Annotated in this window: 16 protein-coding genes and 4 pseudogenes; 12 read left to right on the top strand and 8 right to left on the bottom strand. The window is 58.7% G+C overall.

Features of this window, described 5'->3' with window-relative positions; translation table 11 throughout:
• Positions 1-8: 8 nt before the first annotated feature.
• Both tnpC and tnpB (V6766_RS06335) read right to left on the bottom strand, forming a co-directional pair.
• Positions 9-1,559: an IS66 family transposase gene (gene tnpC, locus V6766_RS06340; protein WP_448464655.1), complete on the bottom strand. Its 1,551-nt coding sequence runs from the start codon at positions 1,557-1,559 to the stop codon at positions 9-11.
• A 54-nt stretch (positions 1,560-1,613) separates the two neighbouring features.
• Positions 1,614-1,838 (bottom strand): IS66 family insertion sequence element accessory protein TnpB, encoded by a 225-nt coding sequence (tnpB, locus tag V6766_RS06335; protein WP_448464653.1) that lies wholly within the window; start codon positions 1,836-1,838, stop codon positions 1,614-1,616.
• 300 nt (positions 1,839-2,138) lie between these two features.
• Here tnpB (V6766_RS06335) and V6766_RS06330 point away from each other — a divergent pair, with 300 nt between their 5' ends.
• Positions 2,139-2,327: a hypothetical protein gene (locus V6766_RS06330; protein WP_448464651.1), complete on the top strand. Its 189-nt coding sequence runs from the start codon at positions 2,139-2,141 to the stop codon at positions 2,325-2,327.
• On the top strand, positions 2,305-4,395 hold the full coding sequence (locus V6766_RS06325; RefSeq protein WP_448464649.1) for a recombinase family protein: 2,091 nt from the start codon (positions 2,305-2,307) through the stop codon (positions 4,393-4,395). The genes V6766_RS06330 and V6766_RS06325 overlap by 23 nt, the downstream gene beginning before the upstream one ends.
• 30 nt (positions 4,396-4,425) lie before the next feature.
• Here the strand turns inward: V6766_RS06325 and tnpB (V6766_RS06320) are convergent.
• Positions 4,426-4,572, bottom strand: a pseudogene (tnpB, locus tag V6766_RS06320) (IS66 family insertion sequence element accessory protein TnpB); the annotation flags it as partial.
• Positions 4,573-4,830: 258 nt separating this feature from the next.
• On the opposite strand from tnpB (V6766_RS06320), the pseudogene V6766_RS06315 reads away from it, so the two are divergent.
• A pseudogene (locus V6766_RS06315) lies at positions 4,831-5,037 on the top strand (adenylyl-sulfate kinase); the annotation flags it as partial.
• A 260-nt stretch (positions 5,038-5,297) separates the two neighbouring features.
• Here V6766_RS06315 and V6766_RS06310 read toward each other — a convergent pair.
• Positions 5,298-6,010: pseudogene (locus tag V6766_RS06310) on the bottom strand (ISKra4 family transposase); the annotation flags it as partial.
• Positions 6,011-6,016: 6 nt separating this feature from the next.
• Between V6766_RS06310 and V6766_RS06305 the strand changes: the two are divergent.
• A pseudogene (locus V6766_RS06305) lies at positions 6,017-6,510 on the top strand (IS30 family transposase); the annotation flags it as partial.
• Between the two features lie 30 nt (positions 6,511-6,540).
• Here V6766_RS06305 and V6766_RS06300 read toward each other — a convergent pair.
• Genes V6766_RS06300 through V6766_RS06290 form a run of 3 tightly spaced genes read right to left on the bottom strand, consistent with a single transcriptional unit; the run spans position 6,541 to position 9,126 of the window.
• The gene (locus tag V6766_RS06300) at positions 6,541-7,281 is read right to left on the bottom strand and encodes a GntR family transcriptional regulator (protein WP_448464647.1); all 741 of its coding nucleotides are present in this window, start codon (positions 7,279-7,281) and stop codon (positions 6,541-6,543) included.
• Positions 7,278-8,285: an asparaginase gene (locus tag V6766_RS06295; protein WP_448464644.1), complete on the bottom strand. Its 1,008-nt coding sequence runs from the start codon at positions 8,283-8,285 to the stop codon at positions 7,278-7,280. The genes V6766_RS06300 and V6766_RS06295 overlap by 4 nt, the downstream gene beginning before the upstream one ends.
• Before the next feature lie 10 nt (positions 8,286-8,295).
• On the bottom strand, positions 8,296-9,126 hold the full coding sequence (locus V6766_RS06290) for a sugar phosphate isomerase/epimerase family protein (protein ID WP_448464642.1): 831 nt from the start codon (positions 9,124-9,126) through the stop codon (positions 8,296-8,298).
• Positions 9,127-9,326: 200 nt separating this feature from the next.
• On the opposite strand from V6766_RS06290, the gene V6766_RS06285 reads away from it, so the two are divergent.
• The 8 genes from V6766_RS06285 (at position 9,327) to V6766_RS06250 (ending at position 17,404) form a co-directional block, all read left to right on the top strand.
• Positions 9,327-10,079, top strand: coding sequence for an amino acid ABC transporter ATP-binding protein (locus V6766_RS06285; protein WP_448464640.1), 753 nt, complete (start codon positions 9,327-9,329; stop codon positions 10,077-10,079).
• 72 nt (positions 10,080-10,151) lie between these two features.
• Complete coding sequence (locus V6766_RS06280; RefSeq protein WP_448464639.1) at positions 10,152-10,994, top strand: transporter substrate-binding domain-containing protein; 843 nt, start codon at positions 10,152-10,154, stop codon at positions 10,992-10,994.
• Between the two features lie 110 nt (positions 10,995-11,104).
• Complete coding sequence (locus V6766_RS06275; protein WP_448464637.1) at positions 11,105-11,737, top strand: amino acid ABC transporter permease; 633 nt, start codon at positions 11,105-11,107, stop codon at positions 11,735-11,737.
• 2 nt (positions 11,738-11,739) lie between these two features.
• Positions 11,740-12,471, top strand: a complete 732-nt coding sequence (locus V6766_RS06270; protein WP_448464635.1) for an amino acid ABC transporter permease — start codon at positions 11,740-11,742, stop codon at positions 12,469-12,471.
• Positions 12,468-13,949, top strand: a complete 1,482-nt coding sequence (locus tag V6766_RS06265) for an MmgE/PrpD family protein (protein WP_448464633.1) — start codon at positions 12,468-12,470, stop codon at positions 13,947-13,949. The genes V6766_RS06270 and V6766_RS06265 overlap by 4 nt, the downstream gene beginning before the upstream one ends.
• Positions 13,934-15,433 (top strand): argininosuccinate lyase, encoded by a 1,500-nt coding sequence (gene argH / locus V6766_RS06260; RefSeq protein WP_448464631.1) that lies wholly within the window; start codon positions 13,934-13,936, stop codon positions 15,431-15,433. The genes V6766_RS06265 and argH overlap by 16 nt, the downstream gene beginning before the upstream one ends.
• A gap of 105 nt (positions 15,434-15,538) precedes the next feature.
• A complete protein-coding gene (locus tag V6766_RS06255; RefSeq protein ID WP_448464629.1) occupies positions 15,539-16,552 on the top strand; it encodes an SIS domain-containing protein in 1,014 nt (337 codons plus the stop codon).
• A 51-nt stretch (positions 16,553-16,603) separates the two neighbouring features.
• A complete protein-coding gene (locus V6766_RS06250) occupies positions 16,604-17,404 on the top strand; it encodes a PfkB family carbohydrate kinase (RefSeq protein ID WP_448464627.1) in 801 nt (266 codons plus the stop codon).
• Between the two features lie 258 nt (positions 17,405-17,662).
• On the opposite strand, the gene V6766_RS06245 is transcribed toward V6766_RS06250, so the two are convergent.
• Positions 17,663-18,310 (bottom strand): LysR substrate-binding domain-containing protein, encoded by a 648-nt coding sequence (locus V6766_RS06245; protein WP_448464625.1) that lies wholly within the window; start codon positions 18,308-18,310, stop codon positions 17,663-17,665.
• Between the last annotated feature and the right edge of the window lie 387 nt (positions 18,311-18,697).

Genomic DNA, 18,697 nt, shown 5'->3' with positions numbered 1-18,697 from the left:
ACCGGTAATCAGCTTGACAGCTTGAAGTTCCATGGCAGGAGGTCATCGATGCGGCTTTGGGGATGACCGTTGGCGATGGCCTCGAGGGTGGCTTTGAGATAGGTGAAGGGCTCGATGCCGTTGATCTTTGCGGTCTCGATGGGCGACGCGATGCGGCCCCAGGCACGCCCGCCTTCGTCATGTCCGGCGAGCAACGCGTTTTTCCTGTTGAGAGCAATGGGCCGGATCAGGTTCTCGACGCTGCTGGAATCGATCTCGACCCGTCCATCGTGCAGGAAAGTTTGCAGCCCGTCCCAGTGCCGATGGATGTAGGCAAGCTTTTCCCCCAGGCGCGACTTGGCGGAGACGCGCAGGCGCTGCTGGCGCAGCCATACCCCGAAGACTGAGACGAGGGGGACGGTGCGCGCCTGACGGGCCGAAAGCCGCAGTCCCGGGCTCGCGCCGCGGATGTCTGCCTCGACCTTGTAGAACGCGGCAATCCGGCGCAGCCCCTCGGCGGCGATCTTTGAGCCGTCGCGGTCGAACACTTCCTTCAGCTTGCGCCGGGCATGGGCCCAGCAATGGACCACGCGGATCGGATCGCCACCCTTGCGGGAGGGGCGTGTCAGGCGGTTATAGCCCTGATAGCCGTCGAGTTGCAGGATGCCGTCGAAGCCCCGCAGGATTTTCTCCACATTTTCTCCGGCACGTCCGGGTGCGTAGTAAAAGACCACGCCCGGCGGATCATCCCCACCCCAACCACGGTCGTCGCCGGCCAGTGCCCAGAGATATCCGGTCCTGGTCCTGCCGCGCCCCGGGTCCAGCACCGGGGCGGTGGTCTCGTCCATGAACAGCTTGCCCGACGTCTTCAGATGGTCGGCCAGACGGTCGACCACGGGGCCCAGATGGAAGGCGGCGGCGCCCACCCAGTCAGCCAGGGTGCTGCGGTGGATATCGATGCCCGAACGGCCAAGAATCTGGCTCTGCCGATACAATGGCAGGTGATCAGCGTATTTGCTGACCAGGACATGGGCGATGGCTCCCTCGGTCGGCAAGCCACCCTCGATGAGGTGAGACGGGGCCGGTGCCTGGGTCACCCCATCGGTGCAAACGCGACAGGCGTATTTGGGGCGGATCGTGACGATCACCCGCAGCTGCGCGGGCACGATGTCCAGCCGCTCGGTGCGATCCTCGCCGATCTTGTGCATCAACCCGCCGCCACAAGGGCACAGCCGACTGTCCGGTTCGGTCACGCGCTCGATGTGGGGCAGGTCCCTGGGCAGGTTGCCCAGATTGCGCCGGCTCGCACGGCGGGGCGGGCACGCAGACGGCGTCTGCTCCTGCTGTTTCTCTTCGGCTTCTGCGACCGCCGTCTCGAGATCCTCGAAAGCCAGCTGCCGGTCATCTTCATCGAGCTTCTCGGAACGTTTGCCATGGACCACGTGATTGAGCTCGGCGATCAAATGCTCCAGGCGCTTGTTTGCCTCCCTCAGCGCATCCCGCTCGCGCAGCACTGCAGCGACGGCTTCGCGTTGCGTTTCGGGGATGGCGGTCAGGTCGATGATTGAGGTGGATGGCATGACCGGAGATTACCCCGACGCCGCTTCGAATGCCCGCCTTTTCTCGTGCCTGATTCACTCTGCCGCAGTCGGGCGGCGGGCCTCCAGAGCTTTCACCTTGCGCCAGTCCAGACCGGCGAACAGGGCCTCGAACTGCGCCCGGTTCAATGTGATCACGCCGTCACGAACCGTCGGCCAGGCGAAGGTGCTATCCTCAAGCCGCTTGTAGGCCATGACCAGGCCGCTGCCATCACAGAACAGTAACCTCAGCCTGTCTGCCCAACTACCGACATTCTGCATACGTTTCTCGCTTTTCGACGATTGCCTATCCTTGGCACCCGCTGTTCGGGAAGAAGGTGCAGGTGTCGCCGTTCAGGCGCGGCAAGAGTTTAACCTGCATCTACACGGATGAGCGTCCAGATCTATGTCGCGAATTGCCGAATTGGATGTTCGATCAAAGTTATTGCACCACCATGGCGCTAGGGCCGCCCGAGATCAGTATCGCCGGCCTCAACGAGTTGGCAGCGGCGCTGATATCGTTCGACGCGACTCGCTCAAGAGGCGCAAAATCCCGTCCTTCGAGGAAGAAGGAGAAGGATAATGCGAAGCAGGCGACATCAAAATCGCGACCAACTCGTTCTGCAGTTGGAGCGCCAAAATCTTCAGGTTCCGGCGGTCAAAAACCTCAAAGGGTTGGTGGAAGCGCTGGCGGATCTTCTGCTGGAGGCTTTGGAAGAGAACAGAATGACGAAGACGGGAGGCGTTGATGAACACGAAGATCACGCCTGACCACCTTTGCCGCGCTGCCGTGGTCTATGTCCGCCAGTCCACAATGACCCAGGTCACCGGTAATCTGGAAAGTCAGCGCCGACAGTATGATCTGGCTGGAGCTGCTACAACGACCGGCTTCGCATCGGTGAGCGTAATCGATGATGATCTCGGCCGCTCCGGTTCAGGCAGCATGGAACGACCTGGATTCGAGCGGCTTGTGGCACAGGTTTGCTCCGGCGATGTCGGAGCTGTCTATTGCATTGAAGCGTCGCGCCTGGCCCGCAATGGCCGGGACTGGCATCATCTGATCGACCTTTGCGCGCTTGCTGGCACGCTGGTCATCGATCCGGATGGCGCCTATGATCCGCGGCTCGTCAACGATCGTTTGCTGCTTGGATTGAAGGGCACGATGTCGGAGTATGAGCTAAGCTTGATGCGTCAGCGCGGCATCGCCGCACGTGATTCCAAGGCAGGACGGGGGGAACTGCGGTTCATGCTGCCGCCGGGCTTTTGCTGGAGCGAGGCGGGCAAAATCGAGATTGATCCGGACGAACATGTTGCCGAAACGATCAGGCTCGTCTTCGCCAAATTCCGGGAACTGGGAAGTGGACGACAGGTTTTTTTGTGGCTCCGGTCGGCCGATATCAAGATGCCAGTCGTTCTGCGCAATGTCGACGTGTGCAAACTTGCTTGGAAGGCGCCGGCCTACCACAGCGTCATGCAGATTCTTCACAATCCACTCTACGCGGGCGCCTATGCCTTCGGAAGACGTGCGCAGCGAACGCGGATCGTCGATGGCCGGGCTCGCAAGGCTACTGGGGTGCGCAAGCCGAAGGACGAATGGAGCGTGCTGTTGCGCGACAATCATCAAGGTTACATCAGTTGGCGAGAGTATGAGGAGAACCACAAGCTTCTGACCGAGAACGCGCACATGAAGAAGAATTGCGATCGCAAGTCTGCGCGTGGCGGCCGTGCACTTTTGACGGGGCTGATGCGATGCGGTCGCTGTGGCCGAATGATGCGCGTCTTCTACGGCAGCGCAAAAGGCAATGCCCATCGCTATCAGTGCCGCGGCGACGATGCTCACGTGGGTGTCGGCCTTTGTATCGGTATTGGCGGCGTCAGGGTCGACCGCGCCGTTGCGATGCAGATTCTAGATGCGGTGTCGGACCGTGCTGTCGAAGCGGCAATCTTCGCTTCGGATCAAGTCGAGCGGTCCCGGAGAGATGTCATTGCGGCAATCGAGCGGGACCTCGAAGGCGCACGCTACGAAGCGCTGTTGGCCAGTCGCAGGTATGAGCTTGTGGACCCGGCCAAGCGGCATGTCGCTCGTGAGTTGGAAGCCCGATGGAATGATGCCCTGGAGCGAGTAGGCGTGCTTGAACGCAAGATCAAGGATCTATCCGCACTGTCAGCAGCACGCCCCGTAATCGATCGCGGCCGCCTCCTGCAGCTTGCCCAGGATTTACCAACTGTTTGGAATACGCCCTCCACGGAGACGCGAACGAAGCAGCGGCTCATCCACATCCTGGTTCAGGAGATTATTTGCGATCTCGATGATGCGACCAACGAGGCGGTGCTCTTGATCCATTGGACCGGCGGTCGGCACACAGAGGTACGTGTGACGCGCGTGAAGACCGGAAGATATCCTGCCGAACTCGCACCATCGGCCGTCGAGGCACTGCGCAAACTGGGAGGGCATTGGCCAGATCGGGAACTCGCGGTCTCCCTCAATAGGATGCTTTGCAAGACAGGTGATGGCGAGAGCTGGACGACCGTGCGTGTTCGTGACATGCGCGAACGCCTGGGAATTCCCGAATATGATGCCACCAAAGTGGACGTCCCGATGATCAGCTTGATGAAAGCGGCGGAGAAGCTCGGCATTTGCGTCGGATCGGCCAAAAGCCTGGTGCAGAGAGGAATTTTACCTGCAACGCAAATCCTTCCCGGTTCACCGTGGATGGTTCCCGTCGAAGCACTATCCTCGGAAGCTGTCCGGATAGGGGTGCAGGGTGTCGTTGATCGACGGCCAAAATTTTATGAAGATTATCAATATGATAAAGTCATCCGGCTGCCCGGAATATGATGGAGGGATGCATTATGAAGCGCACTGTGCCCGCTTCGCCCGGAACACGAATACGGCGCCGGTAAACGGATCCTCCGTAAGCGTCGCCTGCACCAATGCGGCGAGACCGTCGTGCCCCTTCCTGAAGTCAACCGGCCGCGTCGCCACCAGGATACGGACAGTGTGGGACGGCATCATGATGACACCCTGAGCGCATGCACGATCTCGGCAATGCGCGCCGCCGGGGTATCTGCCGCAAGTTCGACCGCCACCTCGCCGAAGACGAGCCGCAGCTTGGATGCTGGTTGCCGAGGGGGCCGCAATGCCTGTGGCGCATCCGTGTCACACAGCACAAGCGGCGTGAAAGTCGTCGGCTCATCCGCGACCTCGGCCGCAGGCAGGACCAGCTTCCCCCGCTTGGCAAGGCATCGCCAAGCCGAAAGCTGGTTCGGCTTAACTCCGATCGAAGTCTGCGCCGAGCGTGACCCGAAAGGGCTCTACAAGAAGGCGCGGGCCGGCGAGATCGAAAACTTCACCAGTATAACGTCGCCCTACGAAGCGCCGGAAAACCCCGATATCCATCTTCACACCGTCGGTCACGACCCGTTTGAACTGGCAAGCCGGATCGAGGCGTTCCTCTCGAACCGGGGGGCGGGCGAGTGAGCGACATGGCCGATGCGAGGTACCTGTCTGTCTTCGTCCAACCAGTGGTCGATTGTCGAAACGAAGGCGTCCAGCTTCGGTCACCGGAACGGTGATTGTCGCTGATAGCCAGGAGGAGTCGAATACGACAGCATCTTCGCTACGCGGTCCTGCGATATGTTGAAACGCCTACCTGCCTGACGTCGGCTTATCCCTTCGGAATGTCGAGAACCATTTTGCCAATGAGTTCTAGTCGGGGAGCATGAGGATTTGTGGGGCAATCATGCGGCGCGGGCTGTTTCGTCGATCTCTTGATTGTCGTTGGCCAGGCCCGGATACCACTGCCGGAAGGTCGTGCGCAGGGAGCCGCCGGGGAAACTGCCACGACTGTGAATGAGGTCTGCAGCAGAAGATGCGCACCGTCCCGCTCCGTTGCATCTGTTACTTCTTGGCAAAGCGCTTGGAGATGACGGCGTTGACGGTCGCCTCAACGAAGGCCGAGGAGATGCGCTCTCCAGAGCGATAGCGCTCGCCGTAATTAATCAGGCTCGCGCTGTTGGAGGCGATGTAGGCCTGGAAATCGCCGATGGCGCTCAGGAACTTGCGCATGTTTGGATAGTCCGCTTCGAGACCTTCCGCGTCGAATTGCAGATCGGCAATTTCATCACGGGCACGATAGCCGTTGCCATGCCAGAGATGCCATTTGATATTGCGTAGGCCATGAAGCATATTCTGCCCAGCCTGCTCGTCGTGGTTTTCGAGCCCCTGCGCGAACTGGCGACGGACCGTGATGCGCATGGTGATATAGAACCAGTCGAGGACATGTTCGCTTGCCCGCGCGATCATCTCGGCGAGGGAGCGAACTTCTTCGCCGCCATCGGTAATGAAAGTGATATCCTGATTGGCCTGCACTCCCTGCTATTTTGAGATGATCGAGGATGCGCCGCCGCGGCTTGCGGTCGTGGCCGTGGACGAAACCGATGTAGCGGAGATCATTCAGGGGAGCTGGTCGGTTGATTTAGCCTTGTTCAAACAAAGCTTTGACCAGACGAACGTCATGTCGGTGGTCGAGTGTGTCAGCCGCTTCACGGTGTTGCCAAAGAACCCGAACAAGCGCACAAAAACCGGTCATGTGCAAGATCATGAAAGCCATCGGAGACCTACCCCTCATCGCACGCAAGTCGATCATTCGATCGCGGCACAGAGTTCGTCAGTTGGCCGCATCGCCAGGCCGAGCCCGGTACCCAAACCTGGTTTTGCGACCCCTCTTCGCCATGGCAGAAAGGCACCGTAGAGAATACCAATCGACGGGTCAGAAAGTGGCTACCACGCACGCGAGACATCACGAAGATGCCGGACCATGAACTGAAACAGCTCTGCGATCAGTTCAACAATACGCCCCGAAAATGCCTCGGCTGGAAGACCCCCGCAGAGGTCCTCCGAGAAAGGATGCTGGCCGAGGTGGGGCAATCCACCTATCATCAGCGGCAATAGGAGCCGCACTCCACTTAGCGCTCACAGAGCTCATGATTTGCGTACGAAACTAAACGAGAACGCAGAACCGCGATGATAATCCTTGGCAAAAATGACACGGGTGCCATCCTCGGCAAAACAGGTTTCCTCGATCAAAAGTGCGGGGCCAAAATTTTGTAGGCCATGCAGTTTTGTTGGCATGTCCGGAAGCATCGTTGCGGTGATATTTGCTGTGGAGGCAACAGGGCGGCGATCAATCTCTGCCATTAGCGTCACGATGGATCCGGCCCAATCGGCCTCGCGCTGTTCGCCATTTTTGAACAAATGAGTGGGAATCCAGTCGACCGAATAGACCAGAGGCTCTTCATTGGCATGGCGCAGCCGTTCGACCCGCAGAACCGGAGCTTCCGGGGCAAGATCAAGCGCGGTTGCGACCTCTTCGCTCGCGGGGACTGTTGCAAAGCCCAGGATGCTTGTTTTTGCGCTGTAACCGTGGCTGCGCACCATCTCGGATACGCTTTCGAACTTTGTAATCGGTCGCGCAATCGTCAGCATCGCGCCTGCTGATACAAAGCGGCCTTTGCCTTGCTGGGCTTCGATCACGGAGTCGCGTTCGAGAAGTTTGAGGGCTTCGCGCAGCGTCGGGCGGGAGACGTGAAATCGCTCGCTCATCACCTTTTCGGAGGGGAGCTTGTCGCCAAGCGACAAGGCGTCTTCCTGAATCATTTCCAAAATGCTGGTGCGAAGCCATTCGATCCCGCTTGGTTTCAGTTTTTCCACACTGTCGGTCATCCTGCACTCACCTTGTCAAATAACTTAGCAACTTCTACGGGAGATTTTTCTGTTGATATGCACAATTGCAAGAGAATTCTCGCTTTTGATGGCGATAGACACGCAGCGGATATAAAGCCGTGGCTTTGATTTCGACTGTTTTCCGGGACACGGCCAGAGGCGTGGGAGGCGGCGATCACGATGCCGCCATTTGTCTTTGACCAATGCTCTAGGGCCTGAGCCTGTACGCTTGTCGCATATCCAGGGGCGAAACCGGCCAGGACAATGCCTTTGGCCCCGGCCGCGAAAAATGCCTCCAGTGCGGTCGAGTCCCCGTCGCTGTGGCAAAACAGAATGTCAACGCGCGGAAGGTCAGACAACTTATGCCACGCTTCCAATGGTGCCGGTATCAGATGTGAAACAATGGGGCGGAAGAGGTCTAGGTTATTCCCGGTGAACCGTCCTAGAGGGCCGCGCCAAGGCGAGCGAAAACTGTCGAGCGCGGCATTGTCGAATTTCGAGACGTCGCGCGGATCATGCAGCTCGGCATTGATCGCAACGACAACTCCGGAGCCTGAAATGCGAAGATCCGCGGCGGCCTTGAGCGCGTGGAATAGGTTCATTGGCCCGTCGCTGCCTTGGGCGGAGGCCGGGCGTTGAGCGCCGGTGACGGCAAGAGGCACCCCGAGATCCCAGACGAGCGAAAGAAAAAACGCGGTTTCCGCCAAGGCGCCGGTGCCATGCGTCAGCACAAACCCTTGGATGTCGGGATGCTGAGAAAGCGTTTCTCGGCACGCTGTGTAGATGTCACGCCATTTCGAGAGGCCCATGTCAAAGCTGGGCACGGGGTCGAAGGGCACTTCGGTGACGCGAAAGCGTTGGTCGAGCTGGCCGAACTGACGCATCACCTGGGGAACGGTAAAGCTGCCCGCCTGTCCATAGTCGCAGATTTCAAAAGGATCCTCGGCGAGGGCGGTGAGCGTGCCGCCGGAGATCACAAGGCCGATATGCGGCAGGTCAGTCATAAGTGGCTCTCTATATACTTTGCAGAAGTTCAGAACGGGAGTGCGCAAGGGGCGTGCGGGGATCAAGCCAGTAGTCAGCACTCACGAATTCAAAGCTGTAGTTTCCAGTATATCCTGATTTTTCAAGGCTATGTATATATTCCGCAAGGGGTAGTGTCCCGTCTCCCCATGCCAGATGGCCTTCGGGTGTTCCGTCACAGATATGGACATGGCGCAACCTGTCGCCAAAGCGTGTGAGATAGGTGTCAGGCGTTTCCCCGGCTGCGGCCATCGCATTCAGGTCCAGAATTGCCGCGATCTGATCTGAGCAGATCTCATCCATCATGCGAAGCAAATCTGCGCTCGACACGATCAGGTTGGATTCCGTTTTTGACAGTGGCTCAAGCAACAATGTGACGCCTTTCCTTTGGGCCTCTCGCGCAAGCTTGCCCAGTTGATCGCGGGCGCGGTTCCAGGCTTCGGTGGTGGGCTGGTTTGCATATCCCCATCCGGCAGTGACGAGTATCTGGGGGCACTCCAAAGCCTCGGCGACCTCAAGCGCGCGCAAGAAATACGCGTGGCTTCTGCGTGCGGTGCCGGGATGTTCGGAGGCAAGATTTATCGGGTACAAGCATTGCTCAGGCGTCAGGCAGATGAGGGCCAGTTCGCGTTCCAACAAGAGTTGCTTTGTACGTTTGATGTCGTCGCTGGTCGCATCCTCTAGGCAGAGGTGTGGCATGCCGGCCCAAAGCTCGATCTTGGAAAAGCCAAGTGCGGCCGCATCATCGAGAAAGTGAGGCAGGCTGTGGCGAAAATAATGGATATTCATGACTGCCAGTCGCGTGGATAGGGGGTCGGACATGAGATGTGATTCCTTACTTGTTTGACAACATTTAGTCCTCTTGTGGCACCCATTCAATCAGAACATACGAAAAAATAAGGTATTTTTAGGTTTTTGAAGAAAACCAAAATCCAGCATTGACAGAAAGTGAGGCGTTGTGGTGATATGTTGTCAAACAAGTTGAGGCAAACACTGCCCTCACGAAAAACGAAAGGTCAGGGATGTCCGAAGCTCCGGGAGATCAGGGCGGGATTCAATTCCGAAAGGTCAATAAGTGGTTCGGATCAATGCATGTTCTGTGCGATATTGATCTGGACGTGGCAAGTGGTGAAAAGGTGGTCGTGTGTGGTCCCTCGGGGTCAGGCAAATCCACGATGATCCGCTGCATCAATCACCTCGAAGAGTATCAATCAGGCTCTATCGTGGTGGATGGCATCGAGGTGAATAACCACAAGGCCAATATCGACAAGGTGCGCCGCCGGGTCGGGATGGTGTTCCAGAACTTCAACCTCTATCCACATCTGACCATCCTCGACAATTGTACCCTCGCGCAGCGTTGGGTGCGGGGCAAATCCCGCGCCGAGGCCAATGAGCTTGCCATGCATTACCTCGAACGCGTTCGCATTCCCGATCAGGCACATAAACATCCAAGCCAGCTTTCCGGCGGACAACAACAGCGGGTGGCAATCGCACGTTCACTGTGTATGTCGCCGGAAATCATGCTGTTCGATGAACCGACATCTGCGCTCGATCCTGAATTGGTGCGCGAAGTTCTCGACACGATGGCGGAACTGGCGGGCGAGGGCATGACGATGGTCTGTGTCACCCATGAGATGGGGTTCGCGCGCCAAGTCGCGGATCGCGTGATCTTCATGGATCAGGGTTCCGTGATCGAAAGTGCGCCACCGAATGAGTTTTTTGGCAATCCGCGTGAGGAACGCACACAGCGGTTTCTGAGCCAAATCCTTCACTGAACCCGCGAGAAGGTTCAGGCCAAAGGGCAAATGCCCTTCACCACAAACCAAAACCAACCACAGGGAAATCCCATGACAACCAAATTTTCTTCTGTTGCTGCCCTTCTGGTGGCAACCAGCATCGTTGGCACCCTTGCGACCCCGGTCGCAGCCCAAGACTTTCCGCCGCTTCCCGAGGCCATTCAAGAGCAAGGCGTCATTCGCATCGGCGTGAAATGCGACAGCCCGCCCTTCGGCGCGTCCGGTGTGGATGGCACGCCGATGGGGATCGAAGTCGAAATGGCTAAGAAAATCGGCGAATACGCCTTTGGTTCCGAGGATGGCGCTGAGCTGTCCTGTGTCACCAGCGAGGCGCGTATCCCCTCTTTGAACTCCGGAAAACTTGATCTCATCCTCGCAACTCTCGGTCGTTTCCCGGCCCGCGAAGAGGTGATCGACTTCTCGAACATCTATTTCTGGGGTGCGTCCAACGTGCTCGTGCCGGGCGACAGCCCGGTGGAAAAACTGGCCGATCTTGAGGGCAAGACGCTCTTGATCGTCAAAGGCGGCTCCCAGATCAAATGGCTCGAAGAAAACATCCCGGGCATCAAGATGATGCAGCTCAACACCACGGCAGATGGTGTTCAGGCTCTCCTGCAAGGACGCGCGGACGGTTTTGTTGGCGATGGTGGTCTCGTTTACACGCTCGGCTCGAACTATGACGACCTGCGTGTGGTCGAAGAGGGGCTTGATCTTGGTCAGAACGGCATCGGCCTGCGTAAGAATGAGCCTGAACTGATGGCGTTCGTGAACGCAGCGCTCGACCAGCTTCGTGAAGAAGGTTTCTATGAAGAGGTCATCCCCGAATTCGTCGAAGAACCGGCCGTTGTCGAAGTGATGAAGCGCGGCTTCCTCGAAGAACCGCCGCATATGTGATCCTGAACCTACTTTGGGGGCCGACATCGTGGCCCCCAAACATCTCCTGAAGCCATGAACCGACACGGATCTCTGCCATCATGATAGACTGGGCCTATATATGGGATGCGGTGCCGGACCTGATCAACGGTCTGGGCATGACGCTGCTCGTCAGTTTTCTCGCCATTATTATCTCTCTGCTCGCGGGGGCTGTCGGTTGCGCATTGCGCGTGTCATCGGTCAAGGCTTTGAACTATCTCATTGCCGCCTATGTCGAATTCATCCGTGGGACGCCGTATCTGGTTCAGGTCTTTTTCGTTTTCTACGGTCTTCCGAGCCTCGGTTTGAAGTTGTCGATTTTCTGGTCGGGTGTTGTCGCGCTTTCGATCTGGGCGAGTGCCTTCCACATCGAAAGTTTCCGCGCCGGGCTGACCTCTGTCAGTAAGGATATTCGCAATGCCTCCGCCTCTTTGGGGCTGCGCGCCTGGCACCATGGGCTCTTCGTGGTCTTCCCCATCGCGGCGCGCTCTGCCTTGCCCTCGACGCTCAACACAGTCGTGAGCACGATCAAGAACTCGGCCTATCTTCAGGCCATCGGGCTTGTCGAGTTGACCTTCGTGGCCGTCGACCGCATCGCCTATGAATTTCGTTCCGTCGATATGTTTCTGGCGATCTGCGTCATCTATCTCGCTGTTGTGCTCGTCGTTTCGGCACTTGGGCATCGTCTCGAACGCCGCCTTGATCGGCCGTATGTGGGAAGGTAACCATGTCGCTTCTTTATGAATATCGCGTCTTTCTGTTCTCAGGGTTCATCGAGACCCTTCTGATGTCTCTGACTGTGGCCATTGGTGCCACCGGGATCGCCATCCTTCTCGTCGCCATGTTGCAGTCGAAAATCCGGGTGATCAAAACGGCAGGCTACACGCTGTGCGAGGTGTTGCGGGACATTCCGCTCATGGTCAACGTGCTGATGGTCTATTTCATCCTGCCGCTGATCGGTCTCGGGTTTGGCCCCTTCTGGTCGGCCTGTATCGCCATATCGATCTGGGGCGGGGCCAATGGGGCGCATATCCTGCGCGCGGGTCTTCAGTCGGTCGGCTCCGGCCAGCGCGAAACCGCCGCCGCGTTCAATTTCGGTCCGATTAAGACCCTGTTCCTGATCGTTCTACCGCAGGCCATGCCCGTGATCATTCCGCCCTATGTCAGCCTTTTGACTGCTGTGGTTCAGGCCACGTCTCTGGGCGCAATTGTGGGCGCGCAGGAATTGCTCCGCGCCGGTCAAATCCTGATTGAACAAACGACGATCATGCGCGGCGGCAGCCCGGCCTATCTGGTCTATGGCTCGATCCTGGTGGTGTATTTCGTCCTGTGCAGCCTGATCTCGCTCGTCGGCGCCCGTGTGGAGGCCTATTATCAGCGTCCCTATCGTGGCGCGGGTGCTCAAAAGATTGACCAGAAAATCAAGGACATCGAAGCGTCGATGCAGCCCAGCGCGTGACTCTGTCGTCTACCATCCCCCCTCGCTCCGGGGCTCGCCTCCCCGGGACCTCCCTGGCCGGAGCTTCGCTCGAGATACGCCTGTCGCATCTCAGCGAGCTCCCGGTCGGAGAGACTGAACGCCGGGCTGCCACGGATGCGATCTGCGACACACTCGCCGTGGCGCTCGCGGGGGATGCCGATCCTCGGTCGGATCAGCTGATGAGTACGCTTTCGACCGCGCGAGAGCCTGCACCGGGCCTGAGTTTTGTACTGGGCACGGATCGCTGGCTGTCCACCTCGGATGCCGCGCTTTATTGCGGGTTTTCTGCGCATCTTCTGGACTATGACGATGACGAAACGGAATTGGCGATGGCGCATCTCTCCGCGCCAAGTCTGGCTGCGGCTTTGGCGGTCGTCAATCGGTTCGGACATACCGCCGATGAGGCCCAGTTGATCGATGCTTATGTGACAGGCTGCAAAGCGATGCTGCTCCTGGGGGCCGCGTGGAACCCGACGCTGCATGCCGCCGGGTGGCATCCGACCTCCGTTTTGGGAGTGTTTGGGGCGACGCTTGCTGCGGCACAGTGTATGGGGCTGGATCAGGCACAAAGCCTTTCTGCGATCCGTCTGGCTGCCTCGCTCGCATCGGGTGGACGCGGAGCCTTCGGAGGTCTGGGGAAACCGCTTCAGGTCGGGCAGTCCGCCGCCTCCGGTGTGCGCTGCGCTGAGCTGGCGCGCGCCGGGTGGCACGGCAGTCCAAGCGCGCTCGAAGGCTTGGCGATGGCGCTGTTCTCTCAGGACGTCATGACCCTGGACGCGGTTGTCTCTGACTTTCCGCCAGAGGGCTTTGTCACCAAGCTCTACCCTAGCTGCACTGCGACCCATGCGGCGATCTACGCCACGCTGGCGCTCTGCGCCGACGTGTCGGAGCATGATCTGCCGCAACGGATCACATGTGCGCTGGACCCGCGGGCGCTGGCGATTTTGCAGAGCACGCCGCCGAAAAGCGGAGACGAGGGGCGATTTTCTCTGGCCTATTGTCTGGCCGCTGCTGCCGTGTCGGGGCGTGTCGGACTGGATGCTTTCGAGGCGAGGGCGTTCCAAGATGACACCCCTGCCGATCCGCGTATCCGAGACATGATGCACCGGATCGACATTGCAGAGGCGCATGATCTGCCCTTTGGGCCCAGCGGCATTGCGACCGGGGCGCATGTGACCGTTTTCGTGGGAGATCATGAGACGCACAGCATGACCGCAGAGGCCGCGCCGGGCAGTCTGCGCCTTCCGGCGACAGATGCGGATCTTTCGGGCAAATGGTGCGATTGCCTCTCGCGATACATGGGGACGCGATATGGTGTCCTCACCAACACCGATGTTGCATCGGACCTCCTTCCGATGCTGCGCAACGCCACGACCCCCGAAGGTCTTCAGGCGCTCCAGAGGCGGCTGACTGAAACAACATCAATTCAAGGCAAGCAAGAATGCAAAATTCTGTAAGTTCCCGCCTGGCCGAAGCGACCGCACCAGAAGTCGCTCAAACCATTTATACCCCTCCAATGCGTGGGTTTGATGCCGTGGCGCTTGAGCGGATGTGCGCGCTCAACGAAGCCCACGCGCTCATGCTCGCGATACAGGGCCTGATCGCGAAAGGGACCGCAGAGGCGATCCTCAAAGGCATTGCACAGGTGCGGGCCGAAGGGCCGGAGGCGATTGACCTCGATCCGCAATTCGAGGACAGCTATTTTGCTTTCGAGAACCGTTTGGGGCAGATCATCGGCAAATCTGCTGCTGGCTGGCTTCATATCGGGCGCAGCCGCAACGACATCGGCTCAACACTGGATCGGATGTCGGCGCGGGATTGGTGTCTGCACCTTCTGGAACAGGTGAACGTGGCGCGTCAGGCCTGCCTTGCGGCCGCGGAGCGCCACACCGAGACCGTGATGCCCGGCTACACCCATTTACAGCCCGCCCAGCCGATCACCTTCGGCTATTACCTCGCCAACGTGGCGCGGGGGATGGAGCGGGAATACGACCGTATCGCCGCCGTCTATCCGCGTGCTGACGCCTGCGCGCTTGGATCGGCGGCCTTTGCCGGCACGTCCTTTCCGATTGATCGTGATATGACGGCGGAGCTTTTGGGCTTTGCCGCCATCGCGACGCCGGGTCTCGATGCCGTCGCCTCGCGCGATTATGTTATCGAGCTTCTCTGGGCCGTGACCAGCTGTCAGGTGTTGCTGTCGCGCGTGGCGCAGGATCTCTACACCTTCACGACATGGGAATTCAGCACCTTGCGCTTCCCGGACAGTGTTGCGGGCACCTCCTCGATCATGCCGCAGAAAAAGAACATGCTGCCTTTGGAATTTTTCCGCGCGGAAGCAGGGCGCAGCATTGGCGCGCTGAGCGGGTCGCTCTCGGCGGTCAAAGGATCGAACTATTCCATCGGGCTCGACAGCGTCCGCGAAGGGTTGACCGATGCCTGGCCGGTTTTTGCGCGGTTTGCGGAGGCCTTGCCGCTGTTGCGCCTGATCTTCGAGACAGCAGAACCGAATGCGGAGATGCTTTTGGCGCGGTGTTCGGCCAACTTCTCGACCGCAACCGATGTTGCGGACGGTCTGGTGCGCGCTCATGGCATTTCCTTCCGCGATGCCCATCATGTCGTCGGGCGCGCGGTCCAGATGGTGATCGCACGGGGGGAGGATGCCTCGGGTCTGGATGTCACCACACTGAATGCCGCCGCCGAGGCCGAGATCGGTCGTATATTCGACATCTCCGAAGAAACCCTTCGCAGCTGGACAGACCCGACCTCTGCGGTGGCAAGCCGCGTTGTCACCGGCGGTCCCGCCGCCGTTTCCACCCGTGCGATGATTTCGGAGATGAAAGGTCGTCTCGAAGATGATCGCGAAGCCCTTGAAATCCGTTGCACTCACCTGCGCCGCAGCGCGCAACAGCTCTCGGAGCGTATTGCCACCTTTCTAGGCTGACGTCGCCCCGCTCTAACGCCCCGAAAGGGGGCAAGCCGTCGCCCCATGCGGGGCGCCGGACAGATAAACTTTGCCCAAATCGGGCCACTTGAAAAAGGAAAGTCCATGTTCAACTTCGACGAAGCGCGCTTTTTGAAAATCCAGGGCGGGGCAGTCTCTCTGGCCCCTCAGATTGACGAGGTGATCTCAGCCGCCATAGCGAATGGCGCAAGCAACCTCTATTTTCTCGGCACAGGCGGTGTCGCTTATCTGATGGAGCCTGCGGTTCAACTTCTCCATCGCCGTTCCAGGTTTCCGGTCTACAAGGATTACCCGGCCGAGCTTGTGCTCACCGGATCCGCAAACCTGACCGAGAAATCCATCGTGATCATACCGTCTCTGTCCGGGACGACCAAGGAAAGCGTTGCGATGATGGACCAGCTCAAAGAAATCGGCTGCACGCTGATCACTCTGATCGGTCATGCGGAAACGCCGCTGGGCCTTGGAGGCAAGCCCGCTTTGGTCAATTTCGCCGAAGACGATACCTCGTCTGAGTCCTTCTACATCCAGTCGCTTCTGGTCGCCTTGTCGGTGATGAAAGCGCGCGGTGAGATCGACAATTACGAGGACCTGATCGCGGAACTGCAAACCGTGCCGGAAGCGCTTTTGAAGGCCAAGCAGGCGTTTGAGCCGAAAGCCGAAGACTATGCCAAAATCATCGCTGGCGCGGATTACCACATGTTCGCCGGCGCCGGAAACATGTGGCCGGAGACACTGTATTACGCGACCTGTATCCTTGAGGAAATGCAGTGGATCCGCACCCGCCCGGTGCATGCGTCCGATTTCTTCCACGGTCCGCTTGAGCTGATCGAAAAAGGTGTGAGCCTGATACTCTTCCGGGGCGAAGATGCCTACGACGCATTGGCTGAGCGTGTGGCAAACTTTGCGCCGCAATACACCGATCGCTTCACGACCCTAGACATTCGTGATTTTGCCCCCCGCGATCTGTCCGACGAGATGCGCGCCTTGCTTTCTCCGGCTATGATGGCAACGCTTCTGGAGCGTCTGAGCGCGCATCTCGAAGCGCTGCGGGACCACCCGCTGGTGACCCGCCGCTACTACAAACGTGTCGCCTACTGATACCAAGCCTGGGCCCGATTGCGGGCCCACGCCCCTTTGATGGAGAGTCGCGTGACAGGACTTCACCTTGCGGCCGTTGGTGACAATTGCATCGACCGTTTTCTCACCCAAAAGATTGCCCGCGTCGGCGGCAATGCCCTCAATGTCGCCGTTCATTTCGCCAAGGCGGGTCATCACGCCGCTTATTTCGGGGCTGTGGGCGATGACGAAGATGGGCACTGGACCCGGCAAGAGCTTGTGTTGAACGCTGTGAATGCGGATGGTCTCGAAATCCGTCCGGAAGTTACCGCCTATACCGACATCGCACATAGCGACGCAGGGGATCGTCAGTTTCTATTCGAAGAGTTTGGCGCAAGTGCGACCTATTTTCCAGGGCCGGACGCGATAGAGACATTGCGCGCGGCGGATCATGTGCATTTCGGGCTTTTGAATGAAAGCGATCTTCTGTGTGAGAAGCTGACAGGAAGCGGCGCCACGGTGTCTGTCGACTGTGCCGTGAACCCGTTGACAACAGCTGTGGATCTCGCATTCGGCTCCGTGGGCGAGGATTTGCCAGCGGCTCAGGCTGAGATGGAGCGCCTTTTGGCGCTTGGGCATGGGCTTGTTGTCGTGACGAGAGGCGCTGAGGGGGCGATAGCCTCCGACGGCACCAGCACATGGAGCATTTCTGGCAAGCCAGTCCAGGCCGTGGATACGACCGGAGCCGGGGACACATTCATCGCGCATTTCATCACGACTTGGAAAATGTCAGGAGATGTCGAGACGGCTCTGGACAGGGCGACGATGGCTGCGGCGGACAATTGTCTCTACCTTGGTGGTTTCCCCCAGGAGGGACGCGGGCTTCCCACTTAGGGGCGTGAAGCGAACAGATGTGATCCAAATAGGTGCTTAGGACTCTGCCGTATCAATTCCGACGCTTTCTCAGAAGAGGCAGTTGGTCGGGCGTAAAATCTCAAAGTGGTCAATCGGCTCGGAATGTGACCCCTTATCGGCGTCCAATATTGGCTCTGACTGTCTGAAGGATGGGTTTCAACAACACCGTCCAATCAGTCAGGAGGCTCCGTTCAAAGCCTGCCCCAGTCGCCGCGATTGCGGCTTAGTTCGATCCCTTCAGCCATTAACAAGCGGGCGGAAGCGGACTTGGCTCATCAACCAGTCACGGAAATCGCCGGCCTCGGCCGAGTGGCCCTCTGGAGTCACGATATAATAGGCGTTATCGGTGGTGTGAGGCACGTCAAATATGACCTTGAATTCGCCCTTGGCGATCTCGTTTTCGATCAGGTATAGTGGTAGAAGGGCGCAATCCATGCCGTTTCGGACCGCTTCGATCGTGAGTGAAAACTGATCGAACCAATGGCCTTCATTGGCATTGTGCAGGTCGAATTCCTGTCTCGCAAACCATTCGCCCCACAATTGCGGGCGCTCGGTGAGGTGGATCTTGGGCAAATCCGCCAGGGCTGCGAGATCGGGAACCGATCGTTTCATGAGAGCGCCGCCGAATACGGGCAGGACGACTTCGCTGCAAAGATAGGTGCAAACTCCTCCAGGCCAGATCGGCTGTCCGTAATGGATGGCAAGATGGCATTGCCGCTCATGAAGGTTGAAAACCTCGACCGAGGTTGAAAGTTCGATATGTGTTTCCGGATGAAGGGCCAGAAAGTCAGGCAAACGTAGCATGAGCCAACGCGTGGCGAAGGTTGGAAGCGCGCTGACGGCGAGGATGCTGTCTCCCTCTGCGCTAGCGGTTGTATGACGCATCGTGATTTCCGCCAGGCGAAGTAGGTTCCGGACTTCGAACAGGAAGTCCTCGCCCGCCCGATGAGTGCGTGTGCCAGTTCGATACGCTACCCAAGACGGCTATGGTCCTGTGCGAAATCCCAGTATCTTGGTTCGGCAGTGCAGACGATCACGTTGCGGCAACGCTCTCGAACAGCGAGACGATCGGTGGGGACCTGCTGATCGACGCCGACGGTTTCCGCTCGAAGGTGAGGCAGCGGCTGTTCGGGTCGGATGATGCGTGTTTGGCGCTACGAAATGGCGGAGGAGGCGGGCTACACCCGCGAACATCCGGATACTGCGACTAAAGAGTTTAGAGCGTCGGGCGATTAGTCTGCAACGCATGCTGTTGATTTGAAGTAGTTCCAG

Source organism: Martelella sp. AMO21009, from assembly GCF_053484295.1.
Note: the sequence above shows the minus strand (reverse complement) of the source record. Positions and strands in the feature narration are given on the sequence as shown.